General features: G+C 41.6%; 17 protein-coding genes and 1 pseudogene. 2 read left to right on the top strand and 16 right to left on the bottom strand.

What is annotated here, in order from left to right; genetic code table 11:
• Positions 1 to 78: 78 nt before the first annotated feature.
• Complete coding sequence (locus HMPREF9184_RS01895; protein WP_000732040.1) at positions 79 to 1,641, top strand: ABC transporter substrate-binding protein/permease; 1,563 nt, start codon at positions 79 to 81, stop codon at positions 1,639 to 1,641.
• Positions 1,641 to 2,381 (top strand): amino acid ABC transporter ATP-binding protein, encoded by a 741-nt coding sequence (locus HMPREF9184_RS01890; protein ID WP_000193350.1) that lies wholly within the window; start codon positions 1,641 to 1,643, stop codon positions 2,379 to 2,381. The genes HMPREF9184_RS01895 and HMPREF9184_RS01890 overlap by 1 nt, the downstream gene beginning before the upstream one ends.
• 93 nt (positions 2,382 to 2,474) lie before the next feature.
• Here HMPREF9184_RS01890 and HMPREF9184_RS01885 read toward each other — a convergent pair whose 3' ends face one another.
• The 16 genes and pseudogenes from HMPREF9184_RS01885 to HMPREF9184_RS01810 all read right to left on the bottom strand — a co-directional run bounded on the left by HMPREF9184_RS01885 (position 2,475) and on the right by HMPREF9184_RS01810 (position 16,833).
• Complete coding sequence (locus HMPREF9184_RS01885) at positions 2,475 to 2,690, bottom strand: capsule biosynthesis transcriptional regulator (protein WP_001130035.1); 216 nt, start codon at positions 2,688 to 2,690, stop codon at positions 2,475 to 2,477.
• 100 nt (positions 2,691 to 2,790) lie between these two features.
• On the bottom strand, positions 2,791 to 3,687 hold the full coding sequence (locus HMPREF9184_RS01880) for an SPFH domain-containing protein (RefSeq protein ID WP_000242873.1): 897 nt from the start codon (positions 3,685 to 3,687) through the stop codon (positions 2,791 to 2,793).
• A 77-nt stretch (positions 3,688 to 3,764) separates the two neighbouring features.
• Positions 3,765 to 5,015: a threonine ammonia-lyase IlvA gene (ilvA, locus tag HMPREF9184_RS01875; RefSeq protein ID WP_000947309.1), complete on the bottom strand. Its 1,251-nt coding sequence runs from the start codon at positions 5,013 to 5,015 to the stop codon at positions 3,765 to 3,767.
• 79 nt (positions 5,016 to 5,094) lie between these two features.
• Positions 5,095 to 6,117 (bottom strand): ketol-acid reductoisomerase, encoded by a 1,023-nt coding sequence (ilvC, locus tag HMPREF9184_RS01870; protein ID WP_000290683.1) that lies wholly within the window; start codon positions 6,115 to 6,117, stop codon positions 5,095 to 5,097.
• 89 nt (positions 6,118 to 6,206) lie between these two features.
• Positions 6,207 to 6,683 (bottom strand): acetolactate synthase small subunit, encoded by a 477-nt coding sequence (gene ilvN, locus HMPREF9184_RS01865; RefSeq protein WP_001253808.1) that lies wholly within the window; start codon positions 6,681 to 6,683, stop codon positions 6,207 to 6,209.
• A complete protein-coding gene (locus tag HMPREF9184_RS01860) occupies positions 6,676 to 8,376 on the bottom strand; it encodes an acetolactate synthase large subunit (protein ID WP_000411732.1) in 1,701 nt (566 codons plus the stop codon). The genes ilvN and HMPREF9184_RS01860 overlap by 8 nt, the downstream gene beginning before the upstream one ends.
• 263 nt (positions 8,377 to 8,639) lie before the next feature.
• The gene (gene fusA / locus HMPREF9184_RS01855; protein WP_000090352.1) at positions 8,640 to 10,721 is read right to left on the bottom strand and encodes an elongation factor G; all 2,082 of its coding nucleotides are present in this window, start codon (positions 10,719 to 10,721) and stop codon (positions 8,640 to 8,642) included.
• Between the two features lie 387 nt (positions 10,722 to 11,108).
• Positions 11,109 to 11,579 (bottom strand): 30S ribosomal protein S7, encoded by a 471-nt coding sequence (rpsG, locus tag HMPREF9184_RS01850; RefSeq protein WP_000087873.1) that lies wholly within the window; start codon positions 11,577 to 11,579, stop codon positions 11,109 to 11,111.
• A gap of 19 nt (positions 11,580 to 11,598) precedes the next feature.
• Positions 11,599 to 12,012, bottom strand: a complete 414-nt coding sequence (gene rpsL, locus HMPREF9184_RS01845; protein ID WP_001142332.1) for a 30S ribosomal protein S12 — start codon at positions 12,010 to 12,012, stop codon at positions 11,599 to 11,601.
• Between the two features lie 318 nt (positions 12,013 to 12,330).
• Entirely contained in the window at positions 12,331 to 12,930 is a 600-nt protein-coding gene (locus HMPREF9184_RS01840; RefSeq protein WP_000772040.1) for a response regulator transcription factor, read from the bottom strand.
• 1 nt (position 12,931) lies between these two features.
• On the bottom strand, positions 12,932 to 14,029 hold the full coding sequence (locus HMPREF9184_RS01835) for a sensor histidine kinase (RefSeq protein ID WP_000890351.1): 1,098 nt from the start codon (positions 14,027 to 14,029) through the stop codon (positions 12,932 to 12,934).
• Positions 14,030 to 14,033: 4 nt separating this feature from the next.
• Positions 14,034 to 14,768, bottom strand: coding sequence for an ABC transporter permease (locus HMPREF9184_RS01830; RefSeq protein ID WP_000794231.1), 735 nt, complete (start codon positions 14,766 to 14,768; stop codon positions 14,034 to 14,036).
• Positions 14,769 to 14,780: 12 nt separating this feature from the next.
• Positions 14,781 to 15,657: pseudogene (locus HMPREF9184_RS01825) on the bottom strand (ABC transporter ATP-binding protein).
• A complete protein-coding gene (locus HMPREF9184_RS01820; protein WP_000750982.1) occupies positions 15,644 to 15,838 on the bottom strand; it encodes a hypothetical protein in 195 nt (64 codons plus the stop codon). The pseudogene HMPREF9184_RS01825 and the gene HMPREF9184_RS01820 overlap by 14 nt, the downstream one beginning before the upstream one ends.
• Positions 15,835 to 16,041 (bottom strand): hypothetical protein, encoded by a 207-nt coding sequence (locus HMPREF9184_RS01815; RefSeq protein ID WP_033585906.1) that lies wholly within the window; start codon positions 16,039 to 16,041, stop codon positions 15,835 to 15,837. Before HMPREF9184_RS01815 ends, HMPREF9184_RS01820 begins: the two co-directional genes overlap by 4 nt.
• A 240-nt stretch (positions 16,042 to 16,281) precedes the next feature.
• On the bottom strand, positions 16,282 to 16,833 hold the full coding sequence (locus tag HMPREF9184_RS01810) for an SP0191 family lipoprotein (protein WP_000756545.1): 552 nt from the start codon (positions 16,831 to 16,833) through the stop codon (positions 16,282 to 16,284).
• Positions 16,834 to 16,838 lie beyond the last annotated feature (5 nt).

The following is a 16,838-nucleotide window of genomic DNA, read 5'->3' as shown; positions in this document are numbered from 1 at the left end:
GCTTACTTGTATTGAAAATCTCACTATTTTTCGATACAATAGAGAGAAGTCATTTTTAGACTAGAAATAGGAGAAAACATGAAAAAATTATGCTTATCTATCCTTGCTAGCCTAGCCCTTACACTAGGACTAGTTAGCCAGGGCCAAGCTGACGAATATTTACGCATCGGGATGGAGGCAGCTTACGCTCCCTTCAATTGGACCCAAGACGATGATAGTAACGGCGCTGTCAAAATTGACGGTACCAATCAATATGCCAATGGCTATGATGTTCAAATCGCTAAAAAGATTGCCAAAGACCTAGGCAAGGAACCTTTGGTCGTTAAAACCAAGTGGGAAGGACTTGTCCCAGCCCTTACTTCTGGCAAAATCGATATGATCATTGCTGGTATGAGCCCAACCGCTGAACGCAAACAAGAAATTGCCTTTTCAAGCAGTTACTATACTAGTGAACCGGTTCTATTGGTCAAAAAGGACTCTGCCTATGCAAATGCCAAATCTTTGGAAGACTTTAACGGAGCAAAAATCACGTCTCAACAAGGTGTTTACCTATATGACTTGATTTCCCAAATTCCTGGTGCCAAAAAAGAAACAGCCATGGGGGATTTTGCTCAGATGCGCCAAGCACTTGAAGCAGGTGTTATCGATGCCTATGTTTCAGAACGCCCTGAAGCCCTGACCGCTGAATCTGCCAACGCTAAGTTCAAAATGATCCAACCCCAACCAGGTTTCAAAACTGGCGAAGAAGATACAGCTATTGCGATTGGTCTTCGCAAGGACGATAGTCGCATCAGTCAAATCAATGCCAGCATCGAAACCATCTCTAAGGACGAACAAGTAGCCCTCATGGATCGGATGATTAAAGAGCAACCAGTGGAGGCGACAACAACGGAGGAAGAAAGTAGCTTCTTTAGCCAAGTCGCTAAAATTCTTTCTGAAAACTGGCAACAACTCCTGCGTGGTGCCGGTATCACACTCTTGATCTCCATTATCGGAACCATCACAGGGCTCATTATCGGACTTGCAATCGGAGTCTTCCGCACAGCCCCTCTATCTGAAAACAAGGCCATCTATGGCTTGCAAAAGCTACTTGGCTGGATCCTCAATGTCTATATTGAAATTTTCCGTGGCACGCCTATGATCGTTCAATCTATGGTTATCTACTATGGTACAGCACAAGCCTTCGGAATCAATCTCGATCGTACACTTGCAGCCATCTTCATCGTTTCAATCAATACAGGTGCCTACATGACGGAAATCGTCCGTGGAGGTATCCTAGCAGTTGACAAGGGACAATTTGAAGCCGCAACTGCTCTTGGTATGACCCATAATCAAACCATGCGTAAGGTTGTCCTCCCTCAGGTCGTTCGTAATATCTTACCTGCTACTGGTAATGAGTTTGTCATCAATATCAAAGATACCTCTGTACTGAATGTTATCTCTGTGGTAGAGCTCTACTTCTCTGGTAATACTGTGGCCACCCAAACTTATCAATACTTCCAGACATTTACAATCATCGCCGTGATTTACTTTGTCCTCACCTTCACAGTGACCCGTATCCTACGCTTCATCGAAAGACGCATGGACATGGATACCTACACTACAGGTGCTAATCAAATGCAAACGGAGGATTTGAAATAATGACACAACCAATCCTTGAAATCAAACACCTCAAAAAATCCTATGGACAAAATGAAGTCTTAAAAGACATCTCTCTGTCAGTCCACAAAGGAGAGGTTATCTCTATCATCGGGAGCTCAGGAAGCGGAAAATCAACCTTCCTACGTTCTATCAACCTACTTGAAACACCTACTGAGGGAGAAATTCTCTACCGAGGAGAAAACGTCCTTGCAAAAGGCTATGACCTTACTCACTATCGTGAAAAGCTCGGTATGGTTTTTCAATCCTTCAACCTCTTTGAAAACCTTGATGTTCTCGAAAACACTATTGTCGCCCAAACGACTGTCCTCAAAAGAGAACGCTCTGAGGCTGAAAAAATTGCCAAAGAAAATCTTGAAAAAGTTGGCATGGGTGAACGCTATTGGCAAGCCAAACCAAAACAACTCTCTGGTGGTCAAAAGCAACGTGTAGCCATCGCTCGCGCCCTCTCCATGAATCCTGATGCCATCCTCTTTGACGAACCAACATCTGCCCTTGACCCTGAAATGGTCGGTGAAGTCCTCAAAATCATGCAAGACCTGGCTCAAGAAGGCCTGACTATGATCGTCGTCACCCACGAAATGGAGTTTGCCCGCGATGTCTCACACCGTGTTATCTTTATGGATAAGGGTATCATTGCTGAAGAAGGCAAGCCAGAAGACCTCTTCACGAACCCTAAAGAAGAACGGACGCGAGAGTTTCTTCAGCGCTATCTCAAATAACAAACAAAGACTGCATAAAATATGTAGTCTTTTTACTAACTCTTTGCCAAACAAAAGGCAGATTCATTTTAAGAATCTGCCTTTAAGCCTAGTTTAATCTTCAAATTTTTCATGATTCTTGTCATAAAAATCAATCAAGCCTAGGGCTGTTTCAAATGAAATATTTTTCACTTTTGCACGACCTTGTGCCAAAGCAATAATTGACATTTCACGTGCATTTGTTTCCTTAGAGATACGGTAACCTGTGATTTTCTTATCACGAACCCAGCCAACAACTGATTCTACTTTTTCAAAATTTGATTTAGCCATGTTTTTCTCCTATTTTGTTCTTTACGATACTGAAATATATCCATTCTTTTAGGATTATCCAAAAAACATCTACTTATTGAAAACAAATAATAAATTGTTATTACTTAGCTTTTAAAGCTGATAATATGCTTGTTCGTATATCTTCAACTCCATCAGGATTTGCTGGTAGGAAGATGGTGTTATTGCCCTTATTGTCTGCGAAATTATTCAAAGTATCCAAATACTGATTTGTTAATAGAATGGACATAATCTGGGCTTCCGTGAGTTCAACATTGGCTCCTTTTAATTCTTGAATAGAATCAGCAAGTCCGTCAACAATAGCCTTACGCTGTTCTGCAATCCCTACACCGTGTAGGCGATCTTTTTCTGCCTCTGCTTCCGCCGCTGTCACGATTTTAATCTTATCTGCTTCTGCAAGTTCTTGCGCAGCGACTCTCTTACGTTGAGCAGCGTTGATTTCATTCATTGATTGTTTCACTTCAGCGTCAGGCTCAACCTTCGTAATCAGTGTTTTTACAATGATGTAACCATATGTAGACATTTCTTCTGCTACTTGTTTTTGAACTTCTAATGCGATTTCATCTTTTTTCTCAAATAGTTCATCCAAGGTCAATTTCGGTACAGACGAACGCAAGGCATCCTCGATATAGGATTTGATTTGAGCTTCTGGTCTCATTAGTTTATAGTAAGCATCTGTGACGTTGTTCTCATTCACTCGATACTGAGTTGCCACATTCATGGTCACAAAGACGTTATCCTGCGTTTTTGTTTCCACGACAATCTCACTTTGCAATAGACGCAACTGCACTCTGGCCGCAATTCTATCAATTCCAAAAGGTGCTCGTACATGAATACCACTATTACTCAACTTTTGGTATTTACCAAAACGCTCGATAATAGCGACAGACTGTTGCCTTACAACATATACGGAGCTGATAATAACCGCCGCTGCAATCAGCACTAGAATAAAGAGAACAAGTAAAACATGTAAAACCATGGGAATCTCCCCCTTTCGTCACCCTCATTATAGCACCATCATATTTATTATGCAAATAATATGATAGCAAATTTATTTTAGACTAGCATATTATATAAAGTCTCATTCCCGTTTAGATTGATATAAGATGGGTCAAACTTCTCCATTCGATGAATCAAACCAGCATAATCATGTTTATCTGCAAGAGCAATTCCAATCAATACTGGGCCTGTCCCCTTGCTTGCTCGTTTGATATATTCAAAACGAGTGATGTCATCATTGGGTCCCAAAATGTCATTTACAAATTCCCGTAGAGCTCCTGGACGCTGTGGGAAGTTCACAACAAAGTAATGCTTGATGCCATCATAAATCAAGGCGCGTTCTTCCATCTCCGGCATGCGGTTGATGTCATTGTTCCCTCCAGAGATGATACAACAAATCGTCTTTCCTTTGATATAGTCTGATAAAACTTCCAAGGCTGCAACACTAGCAGCTCCGGCTGGTTCTGCTACAATGCCTTGCTTGGAATAAAGATCAATCAAAGTTTCAGAAATCAATCCCTCATCCACTGCGATAAGCGTTTCAACATTCTTACGTGTCGCTTCATAGGTCAACTGTCCAACTTTCTGTACAGCTATCCCATCAGCAAACTTATCAATTTCTTTGAGTTTAACTGGTCCTCCAGCTTCAAAGGCTGCCTTCATCGAACGGGCACCATTGGCTTCTACACCAATCACCTCGATAGCAGGTTTGGTTTCTTTGATGTAAGTAGAAACTCCTGCAATCAGTCCGCCACCACCTACTGGCACCAATACTGTATCAAAATCGATTGACTCTTTACGAGCTTCTTCAAGAATTTCGTAGGCCACAGTTCCTTGACCGGCCTGTACATGCGCATCATCAAAAGGATCAATGAAGGTACTGTTTTCTGACAACGTAAACTCTTGCGCTGCCTTAGCAGAAGCATCAAAGGTATCCCCAACCAACTTGATGGTCACGAAATCTCCACCAAAAAAGCGAACTTGCCCAATCTTTTGTTGTGGTGTAGTGATAGGCATAAAGATTGTTGCAGGAATCTTCATCTCATTACAAGTATAGGCAACACCTTGGGCGTGATTTCCCGCAGAGGCACAGACTACCCCACGCTCACGTTCTTCTTTTGTTAGTTGAGAAATGGCATAATAGGCTCCACGAATTTTAAAAGAGCGAACTCGTTGCGCATTCTCCTTTTTTAAATAGATTTTAGCTCCATATTTCTCTGATAAATAATGATCATATTCTAGCGGTGTATTGACTACTACACCACTTAAAACTTTGTGGGCTTTCACCACATCTTTTGCACTTAGCATTGTCTCCTCCTCAAATACTTTTTAAGATAAAAAGCGAGTTAGGTACCCCCAACTCGCCTTCTGTTCTTATTCTCAAGAATTAGTTATAGATTTTGAATGCGTCGTCGTCATTTTTACCAACGAATGGCATTGCTTTACGCAATTCAGCACCAACTTTTTCAATTTCAAGGTTAGCTGCTTGTTCACGGTAAGCAGTCAATTTTGGACGTCCAGCCTTGTAGTCATTTACAAAGTCATTTGCAAATTTACCATTTTGGATATCTGCCAAAACAGCTTTCATATTTTCTTTGACTTGCTCAGTAATCACACGTGGACCTGATACATAGTCACCGTATTCAGCAGTGTTAGAAATTGATTGACGCATTTTCTTGAATCCACCTTCATAGATCAAGTCAACGATCAATTTCATTTCATGAAGAACTTCAAAGTAAGCCAATTCTGGGGCGTATCCTGCTTCTGTCAAGACTTCAAAGCCTGCTTCGATAAGGGCAGTCAAACCACCACAAAGTACGGCTTGTTCACCAAACAAATCTTCTTCAGTTTCTTCTTTATAAGTTGTTTCAAGCAAACCTACACGAGCTGCTCCAACCCCTTTACACCAGTCCATGGCAATATTTTTCGCATTTCCTGTAGCGTCTTGGTAGACTGCATAAAGAGCTGGAACACCAAATCCTTCTTCGTAAGTACGACGTACCAAATGTCCTGGTCCTTTAGGAGCACACATGAAGACATCCACATCTGCAGGTACTTTGATAAATTCAAAGTGGATATTGAAACCATGAGCAAATCCAACTGCATTTCCAGCTTCCAAGTTTGGAGCGATTTCTGCTTCGTACAATTCTTGTTGGATTTCGTCTGGTGCCAAGATCATGATAACGTCAGCCAATTTAGTTGCTTCTGCTACTGTATAAGTGTCAAATCCATCTTCTTTTGCTTTGTCAAAAGATTTACCAGGACGTACACCGATGATGACATCACGACCTGAGTCACGCAAGTTTTGCGCATGCGCATGTCCTTGTGAACCATAACCGATTACGGCGATTTTTTTACCATCAAGCGCTGCTACTTTAACATCTTTTTCGTATTCCATTTGAACTGCCATAGTTTTTCTCTCTTTTCTATTTTTTATTGCCTCATAGGCTGGTTTAACAAATTTAAGTTATTTTTATACTCAATGAAAATCAAAGAGTATTAGTCGCGGGTAAATCCAGTTGCACCCGTACGAGCGATATTTTTAATACCGTATGGTCGAATCACTCGCAATAAAGCTTCACTCTTCTCAGCATTTCCAGTCATCTGAATAGTGATTGAGCTTGGAGCCACATCTACTACCGTTGCACGGAAAGGTTGGATAATGGCCAAGATTTCTGCACGCTTTTCAGCAGGAGCAGATACCTTCACCAAGATAACTTCTCTTTCCAAGTGTGGTTTATCTGTGATATCTCGAATGCGAATCACATCAATCTGACGATTGAGCTGTTTAATGATTTGCTCTACTTCATCATGAGAAGCTACATCAATAATGATGGTGATACGAGATACATTGGGGTTCTCTGTCGCACCAACTGAGATACTCTCAATGTTGACCTGACGACGAGATAGGACACCTGTAAAGCGATTGAGGACTCCCGAACGATTTTGTAGTTTTGCAGTTAACATTCTACGCATGGAACTTCACCCCCAACATCTCATGATTGCTCTTACCAGCTGGTACCATCGGTAAAACCTGTTCCTTACGAGAAATATCCACCTCGATAAACATCGGCACATCCTCCAGAATGACTTCTAGATCCTTCTCTATCGTCTCTGGATTATCAAATTTATAGTTCTTGATGCCGTAAGCCTGTGCCATCAGCTGGAAGTCAGGGAGAGTGTCAAAAACTGACTCTGAAGTTCTACCCTCATAGAAGGATTCTTGCCACTGACGAACCATTCCTAGGGAGTGATTATTCAGCATCACGACCTTAATCGGTACCTTGTAGATGTTTAGGATAGCTAGTTCTTGGTTGGTCATTTGGAAACCACCATCACCGACAAAAAGGATGACCTCTTTTTCTGGATTGGCAATCTTGGCTCCGATAGCCGCAGGAACTCCGAATCCCATGGTCCCCAAGCCACCAGATGTGACCAATTGACGTTCATTCTGATATGGATAATACTGTGCTGTCCACATTTGGTGTTGACCAACGTCTGTGACAACAATGGCATCTCCATTCGTCAACTCACCGATACGTTCAATAACTGCCTGCGGTTGAACCACACGTTCTTTCTTATCATAAGAACGAACACGGTTCTTGTCTTTCGTGACTTTTTCAATCCATTTTTCAGTATTGTTATGAACAGTTGGTTCTTCCAATAGCATCTGCAAAGCTTTCTTAGCATCTCCAACTACTGGAATATCTGCACTGATAATCTTACCAATCTCAGCTGGGTCAATGTCGATATGAGCAACCTTGGCATTTTTAGCAAAAGTCTTAGGATTCCCAGTCAAGCGGTCGTCGAAACGGCAACCAATACTAATCATAAAGTCCGCTTCAGTCATTGCAATGTTGGCTGCGAAAGAACCGTGCATTCCTCCCATCCCTAGGAAGAGTGGATGACTCGTTGCAATGGTACCTTGCCCCAAAAGACTGGTCACTACTGGAATTTGGTAACGTTCAGCAAATTCATTGAGCTCCTTAGAAGCTTCCGCATAGCTGATACCACCGCCTGCTAGCAAAACAGGTTTTTTAGCTTTAGACAATTGCTTCAAGATTTTCTTGATTTGCATGTCATTCGGATCAAGCGTTGGTTGGTAGCTTGGTAAATTTACCTCTGGTGAATAGATGAAGTCTGTCTCTAAGGCAGATACATCCTTTGGCAAGTCGATCACAACTGGCCCTGGACGACCTGTAGTTGCGATATGGACAGCTTCGGTGATGATACGAGGAATGTCAGCTGTCTCACGAACTTGGTAATTGTACTTGGTAATGGGCATGGTAATACCGACAATATCCGCCTCCTGAAAGGCATCCTTCCCAATACCTGCTCGCGCAACCTGACCTGTAAAGACCAAAAGGGGAACGCTATCGCTCATGGCATCTGCAATCCCTGTAATGGCATTTGTTGCTCCTGGTCCACTTGTGACGACTGCGACACCCAACTTTCCAGTTGATTTGGCATAGCCTTCAGCTTCGTGCAAACACCCTTGCTCATGACGACCTAGAATGTGACGAATGCCTTTAAAATTATAAATCGCATCATATAAAGGTAAGACAGCCCCACCAGGATAACCAAATATAGTATCAATCCTTAAATCACGGAGGGTTTCCAAAACCAGGTCCGATCCCGTCTTAGGAGCGTCTAAACTGATTTTCTCCATTGTTCCCCTTTCTCTTCTCTTAAAAATAGCTTGTTACTATCATACCATTTTTTCAAAAATTTTCAAGACAAAAGAATCAATTTTCTGAATTTTCTATCTAAAAGTGTTTTTATGAATGTTTTTCCTATTTTTATAAATATGAATAGGGAATTGACCGATTTTATTACTTCCAAATTTAGTTTAGAGTATATTTTCTAACCTTCTTTGACGTAGAACATAAAAAAGAAGCCACCATAGTGACTTCTTTCTATAGCAAAGATGGATTAGTCTTCACCTTTGTTTTTCTTAATGATCTCTTCTTGTACTGACTTAGGTACATCTTCGTAGTGGTCGAATACCATCATGAAGGTACCACGTCCTTGAGATGCTGAACGAAGAACTGTTGCGTAACCGAACATTTCAGCAAGTGGAACGTAAGCACGAACGATTTGGCTGTTACCATGTGCTTCCATACCATCTACACGTCCACGACGAGCGGTTACGTGACCCATAACATCACCAAGGTTTTCTTCTGGAACAGTGATTGTTACAAGCATCATTGGCTCAAGGATAGCTGGTTGCGCAGTCTTAGCAGCTTCTTTAAGGGCAAGAGATGCAGCGATCTTGAAGGCAGTTTCAGATGAGTCGACATCGTGGTATGAACCATCGTAAAGCTTAGCTTTAACGTCAACCATTGGGTAACCTGCAAGTACACCGTTAGCCATAGATTCTACCAAACCTTTTTCAACCGCTGGGATAAATTCACGAGGAACCACACCACCGACGATTGCGTTTTCGAATTCGAATCCTTTACCTTCTTCGTTTGGAGTAAATTCAATCCATACATCACCAAATTGACCTTTACCACCAGACTGACGTTTGAAGAATCCACGTGCTTGTGTAGAAGCGCGGAATGTTTCACGGTAAGATACTTGAGGAGCACCTACGTTCGCTTCAACTTTGAACTCACGACGCATACGGTCAACAAGGACGTCAAGGTGAAGCTCACCCATACCAGAGATAACTGTTTCACCAGTTTCAACGTTTGTTTCAACGCGGAATGTTGGATCTTCTTCAGCCAATTTTTGAAGGGCGATACCCATCTTGTCTTGGTCTGCTTTAGATTTAGGCTCAACCATCAATTGGATAACTGGTTCTGGAACGTTGATTGACTCAAGGATGATTTTAGCTTTTTCATCTGTCAATGAGTCACCAGTTGTTGTATCTTTCAAACCAACGGCAGCAGCGATATCACCAGAGTAAACAGTGTCGATTTCTTGACGGCTGTTAGCGTGCATTTGAAGGATACGTCCGATACGTTCACGTTTACCTTTAGAAGTGTTCAATACGTAAGAACCTGATTGAAGAACACCTGAGTATACACGGAAGAATGTCAAACGACCTACGAATGGGTCTGTCATGATCTTGAAAGCAAGAGCTGCAAATGGCTCTTCGTCAGATGCTGGACGAGTTTCTTCTTCGTCTGTATCTGGGTTGATACCTTTGATTGCTGGGATATCAAGTGGGCTTGGAAGGTAGTCGATAACCGCATCAAGCATCAATTGAACACCCTTGTTCTTGAAGGCAGAACCACACAATACTGGGAAGAATTCAACGTTGATAGTTGCTTTACGAATAGCAGCTTTCAATTCTTCGTTAGTGATTTCTTCACCCTCAAGGTATTTCATCATCAAGTCTTCATCAGTTTCAGCAACTGCTTCAACCAATTTTTCACGGTATTCTTGAGCTTGGTCAAGGTATTCAGCTGGAATATCTTCTTCAAGGATATCTGTACCAAGGTCGTTAGTATAGATTTCAGCTTTCATCTTGATCAAGTCGATGATACCACGGAAGTCATCTTCAGAACCGATTGGCAATTGGATTGGGTGTGCGTTTGCTTGAAGACGGTCGTGAAGTGTGCTTACTGAGTAAAGGAAGTCAGCACCGATTTTGTCCATTTTGTTGGCAAATACGATACGTGGAACTCCGTACTCAGTTGCTTGACGCCAAACTGTTTCAGTTTGAGGCTCAACACCTGATTGTGAGTCAAGAACAGTAACCGCACCATCCAATACACGAAGAGAACGTTGTACTTCGATTGTGAAGTCCACGTGTCCTGGTGTGTCGATGATGTTTACGCGGTGGTTGTTCCATTGAGCTGTTGTCGCAGCAGATGTGATAGTGATACCACGTTCTTGCTCTTGCTCCATCCAGTCCATTTGTGACGCACCTTCGTGAGTTTCACCGATTTTGTGGATTTTACCAGTGTAGTAAAGAATACGCTCAGTAGTTGTTGTTTTACCAGCATCGACGTGAGCCATGATACCGATATTACGAGTTTTTTCAAGTGAAAATTCGCGTGCCATGAGGTTAGTTTCTCCTATTTATTTTAATTTCTATTCTATTATAACACGATTTTAATAAAAACGGATAGGCAGGACCTACCCGTTCTCAATCTTTTCATGTTTTTGTTGGTTTCAACTTACGAGATGGTAAGTTGAATTGTAGCTAATACTAATCATTTTAGCTAATTTGAACCCGAGCGAGGCTCTGCGCAAAAAAGATAAACTGCTTTGTGTTCTTCGAACACTGCATCAGTTTCCTATTTTTGCCTTGCGCCTTTAGCGCTCTTGGTATCATAATTGAACCCGGGCTAAAAGCTTGGAAAATAGATAAGCTCTCCTAGAATCTTCGATTCTTCGTCAAGCTTACTAATTTTCAGTCGCTTTTCTAACGCCCTTAGTATCTTAATCTTACCAACGGAAGTGTGCGAAGGCACGGTTAGCTTCAGCCATACGGTGAGTGTCTTCACGTTTCTTAACAGCTGCACCAGTGTTGTTCGCAGCATCCAAGATTTCTTTTGCGAGGCGGTCTTGCATTGTGTGTTCACCACGAAGGCGAGCGATTGTTACCAACCAACGAAGGCCAAGTGTTGTACGACGTTCTGGACGAACTTCAACTGGGACTTGGTAGTTAGATCCACCAACACGACGTGCACGTACTTCAAGCACAGGCATGATGTTTTCCATAGCTGTTTCAAATACTTCAAGTGCATCGTTACCAGTAGCTTCTTTGATTTGCTCAAAAGCACCGTAAACGATTGAAGCAGCTGTACCACGTTTACCATCAAGCATAACGCGGTTGATAAGACGAGTAACTAGTTGTGAATTGTAAAGCGGATCTGGCAATACGTCACGTTTTGGAGCTCTATTTTTACGACTCATTTCTCTTTATCCCCTTTCCTTATGCTTTTGGACGTTTAGTACCGTATTTAGAACGGCCTTGTTTACGATCGTTAACACCTGCAGTATCAAGTGCACCACGGACGATATGGTAACGTACCCCTGGAAGGTCTTTTACACGTCCACCGCGAAGAAGCACCACGCTGTGCTCTTGCAAGTTGTGTCCGATACCTGGGATGTAGGCAGTAACTTCGATAAGGTTGCTCAAACGTACACGAGCGAATTTACGAAGGGCAGAGTTAGGTTTCTTAGGTGTCATTGTTCCAACACGAGTTGCAACACCACGTTTTTGTGGTGAAGAAACGTTTGTTTGAACTTTTTTATGACTGTTGTAACCAACGTTCAAAGCTGGTGATTTAGATTTTTCTACTTTTGATTTACGCGGTTTGCGAACCAATTGGTTAATTGTAGGCATCTACATTCTCCTGTGTTTTTTTATTTTTGGTGATGATACACTTGGTGACAGCTACCATCCGTGTGTACTTTTGCAACATTTGTCAGCACGTCCCTGTACACTTTTGAGAGACCAAAAGTAAAAAGTACCGTCTATTATTGTAACACAATTTTTCCTTCATTGTCAAGATATTTTTCATTTTTATTATGATCTTTTAACTCTTTGACACTAGTTTTCACCGCTTTTTTAAACAAAAAACGGAGGCAATCTGCCTCCTACATTCTAGTATAGATTTCCTTCGATTCAAGTTATCGTTTCGGAATTTTTTAACCCTTCTTATCAAAGCCAACCAGATTCTTTTGCAATGTTGGCTGCCTCTGTTCGATTACCAGCATCTAGTTTCGAAAGAATATTGGTGACATAGTTTCGAACGGTTCCATTTGATAGATAAAGCTGGTCTGCGATTTCTTGATTAGACAAACCCTGAGCGATTCCCTTTAGAACAGCGATTTCTTGCTCTGTCAATGGATTGGGATGCGTCATCACCACTTCCATCAATTCAGGCGAATACTCCTTGCGTCCTTCGAGAACCGTGTGCAAGGTTTGCATGAGGTCTGCAATGCTTCTTTCTTTCAAGACATAAGCATCCACTCCAGCCTTGACCGCACGTTCAAAATAACCAGGGCGCTTGAAGGTTGTCACCACAACCACCTTTGTTTCTAGCTTTTCCGCTCGTATCCACTCCAAGACTTCGAGACCTGTCTTAGCAGGCATTTCTACGTCAAGGATAGCAATATCTACAGACTCCTTTTCTAAAAATTGGATTGCTTCTTGCCCATTCTTAGCTTGTAGGACAGACTCCACATCTGGTTGAAAGGCAAGCAACTGGCACATGGCATCTCGCAACATACTTTGATCTTCTGCAACAAGTAGTTTCATCTTAGTTTCTCTCCTTATAAGATAGTCGAACCTGCACTTCAGTCGGCTGCTTCTGACTGTTCACCTTTACCTCTCCCGAAAATGGAAGGACACGATCTCGAACTGTATGGAGCTCATCCCCTTTCATAGAAGCAAAGCCACAGCCATCATCTCTCACTGTTAGAATGAGTTCTTTCTCTGTTCGTTCCAATTTTAAGTAAGCTTTCGACGCTTTGGCATGCTTGATGATATTGGTCGCCAATTCAAGCAAAATCATGGAAGCCGTTGACTCCAATTCCTGAGTTAAACTAGCAGTATCTAATTGGTGATCGATTTGGGCTTCAATTCCTGCAATTTCCAGCATTTTTTTAACAGTCGCAAATTCGGAGGCAAGAGTTCTGGTTTTGAGATTTTCGATAATCGTACGAACTTCATTCATGGATTCCTTACTAATCTGATGAATTTCTTTTAATTCTTTTTCCACTTGAGGATAGGCCTGCATTTGAAGAAGCTGGAGGGCAAGGTCCGTCTTCACACTCAGCATGGCAAAGGTATGACCCAGGCTGTCATGGAGATCCTGACCGATTCGACTGCGTTCATTTTCAGCCAAGAAAAGATTGAGTTTAGCATTTTGCTTTCTCTTTTCTTCTTTTATCTCCTCCGACACTCGAATCCGATAGAGACCAAAGGTAAAAGCATCAGAAAAAACAAAGGTCACCAAGAAAAAGAGTAGCTGCCAGGGACTAACTTGACCAACCATATAGACTCCAGTTAAAATCATCGGTTGTAAGACAATAAAACTGACAAAACGCCAAGAGCGAAAAGAAATCTCATCCAGCTCATAAATGAGGAGATTGGATAAATAAAAGATAAACCATGTGAAGCCCAAATTCAGCCAAACCGATGTATAAAAAATGTAGGCAATCATGACCCACCAAGCTAGCCACTGCACGGTGCGATTCTGACTGATTAAAACCGAATAGAAGGCAAGGACAAATAGCAAGGTCCATAGCAAGGTTAAAAGCGGGTACTCTCCACTTATGACACCCGCTATAGGAAAGATGATAAACACTAATGAAATATGAAACATATAATGAATGTGTTTAATTTTTTCCAACATAGATTTATTTTACCTCGATCCGTTTTTTAAGCTGGATTACCAGTACACTAAAGAACACTGTATAGCCTAGTACAACCAAGGCGGAAAGAACATTCAACTCATGATGCTCCAAATAAGCAGAAACGACTTGCATCAGTTGATAGGTTGGGGTCAGTTTGCCAATAGATTGAAGCCATTCTGGGAAGGAACTCAAGGGGAACCACAGTCCACCTAGGACAGCTAAAGCAATATAGGCAATATTTCCAATAACCGTCATCAGTTGAGCACTGGGAAGCAGGCTCACCAAGACACCCATGCTGATAAAGACCACGCTTCCAATCAGCAAAATAACACCAATCACCAACCAGTCAAGCCAAGGTAGCGTAACCCCACGGACAAAATGACCAACCGAAAAGACAACTATAATTGATAACAAGAAGGTCAGCAGAGTACTGAACAGTTTTGATACATAATATTCTACCATAGAAACTGGAGAATGTTGAATCAATTTTTGCCAGTTGTTTGTCTTGTCAGATTCGAGTGTACTAGGGATACTGAAAAAGGCGCTTGACATGATACTAAAGAGCGTCATAGCAAAAAGATAAGCTTGAAGAGCGATTTCCGGAATGTCTGACCCTGACATCATACCAGAGAAAATAAGGTAAAACACACTTGGAAGTCCGATGGATAGCAAGTAGTAGACGGCTTGCCGTTTCATCAGAATGAGTTCCACTTTCATGAGACTTGTCATATTTTTCATCGTCAATCTCCTTTAGTCTTGAGTCGTTTCGAAGATACTGTCTAAGAGAGTTCGATTGCGAACTTCAATTTCTTCGATCGTGCAAGCCCTGTTCTTGCAAGACTTTCCATACCTGGCTGGCTTCTTTGGTGGTGAAGGAAAGAGCATTTTGCTTGATTTCAATCCCTTGAACCTGCTCCAAAGTGCGGATAAAATCCTGATAGGTTAGAGGAACGGTAAAGTGTTTTTCTTGTTCTTCACCACGCATGGCATAAGGTGTCGTGTCACGAATCAATTCACCCTTGTGGAGCACCAAGATGCGGTCGGCCGTATGTTCCACCTCTTCGATATAATGAGAAGAATAAACAATGGTCACACCATTTTTCTTTAATTGATCGACAATCTCCCAAAAATGCTGACGTGTCGAGGTATCCATAGCCGCAGTTGGTTCATCTAAGAATAGAATTTTCGGACGACCTATTAGTGCCAACACGAAAGAGAACAAACGTTTTTGCCCACCAGATAACTTGCCCGCTAGCTGATTTTTCTGTTTGTCTGAGAATCTCAGCAAATCATCAATTTCTTTGTCTGAAAGACTGTCGGGATAAAGTGACTTGAAAAATGATAGAAGTTCTTTCACTTTCAAGCTTTGGACAACTGCATTTTCTTGAGGCAAGACAGAAATAAGCTGCTTTAATCGAGGATCTATTGGCGCAAATCCTTGAATGGCGACCTGACCTGAGCTCACGAACTTGTCGCCTAAGAGGCAATCAATCAAAGTCGTCTTTCCCGCTCCGTTAGGTCCTATCAAGGCGACACATTCACCATGGTGTATTTCAAAAGAGATGTCTCGCAGGATCTCCTTGTCTTTTATTTTCTTACTCAATTTCTCAACTTTAATCACAGTCATGAGATTCTCCTTTCAACCACTCCATTCCCATAGGGAAAACGACGAAAATCATAAATCCAAAACCCCAAGCACCACGAATAAATTGGCGAAGCAAGGTTTGGTCAAACCAACCTGTAAACATTTCTACTAACCATACCAAGAGTGACAGACTGATAAAGAAATAGATAATTGTTTTTTTCATTCCTCAAACTCCTTTTTCACATCTCTGACTAATTTCAAACCTTCTCTGATAAGCCAAGATATCATTCCAAAGCCAGCAAATAGCTCCCAAGGAAAATGATAGAAACCCTCGTCCAATCCTGAAAACATGAGATAGGTCATAACTCCTGCTGCTACTAAACTCACTGCGACAATCATTTTATTTTTCATTTCTTCTTCCTCCAGCTCCTACTTCAATTATAGTCTTTTGAAGTTAGCTGAGCTAGATGCTTCTGTCACTAGGAAATATGACAAATGTCATATAAAGAGAAACTTCTATATCAAGTATCAATTTCCTAGTTCTAATCACGTGAATATGATTAGAAACCATTTAAAATCTACGAAAGACTTGATCTATCCGTCACCCGCACAAAGGATTCTTACAAATAAAAAGAGGGCAGGATTTATAATCCCTGCCTCTCTCGTTTATTCTTCTTTAAATCCTTGTAATTTTAAACCAGCAATCAGAGCATTCGGCTTCTTAAAGTCTTCTATACTATCCTCAAGTGGTTCAAAGAAATAAGTCTTTTTAACTCTATCCATATCTGCTTTTTCAAGGTCAAGATCGATAACTATTCTCATCTTTTTATTATCGGCGATAAAATATTCAACCTTAACACCTGGTTCGTCCTTGATTTCAAGATACTCTGGAGAGCTTTCCATAACTTCGCGAAAGGCTGCTTGGAATTCTTCCAGAGTAATTTCTGCAGGAATTTCCTCTCCAAATTCTCCCAACATATCCATCTTGTATCGTTTTACAACATCCGTATAAACAACAGTCATGGTGACATCAGATTCGTTCATCTTCCCTTTGAGAACTTTGGTCGTTTCCTTGATTTCTTCTTTTATCTGACGGGACTGACTAGATGAATCAACCGAACTTGCTGTACTACTTGACTCTGTTGTTGCGGTGTTGGTTTGACCACAGCCAGCAAGAGCGAGTAACGCTGCAAAAATCAATCCTAAAACTTTCTTCATAAATC

Origin of the sequence: Streptococcus sp. oral taxon 058 str. F0407 (genome assembly GCF_000235485.1) — a bacterium.
Classification (GTDB): Bacteria; Bacillota; Bacilli; order Lactobacillales; family Streptococcaceae; genus Streptococcus.
This window is presented reverse-complemented; position numbering and strand designations above follow the sequence as displayed.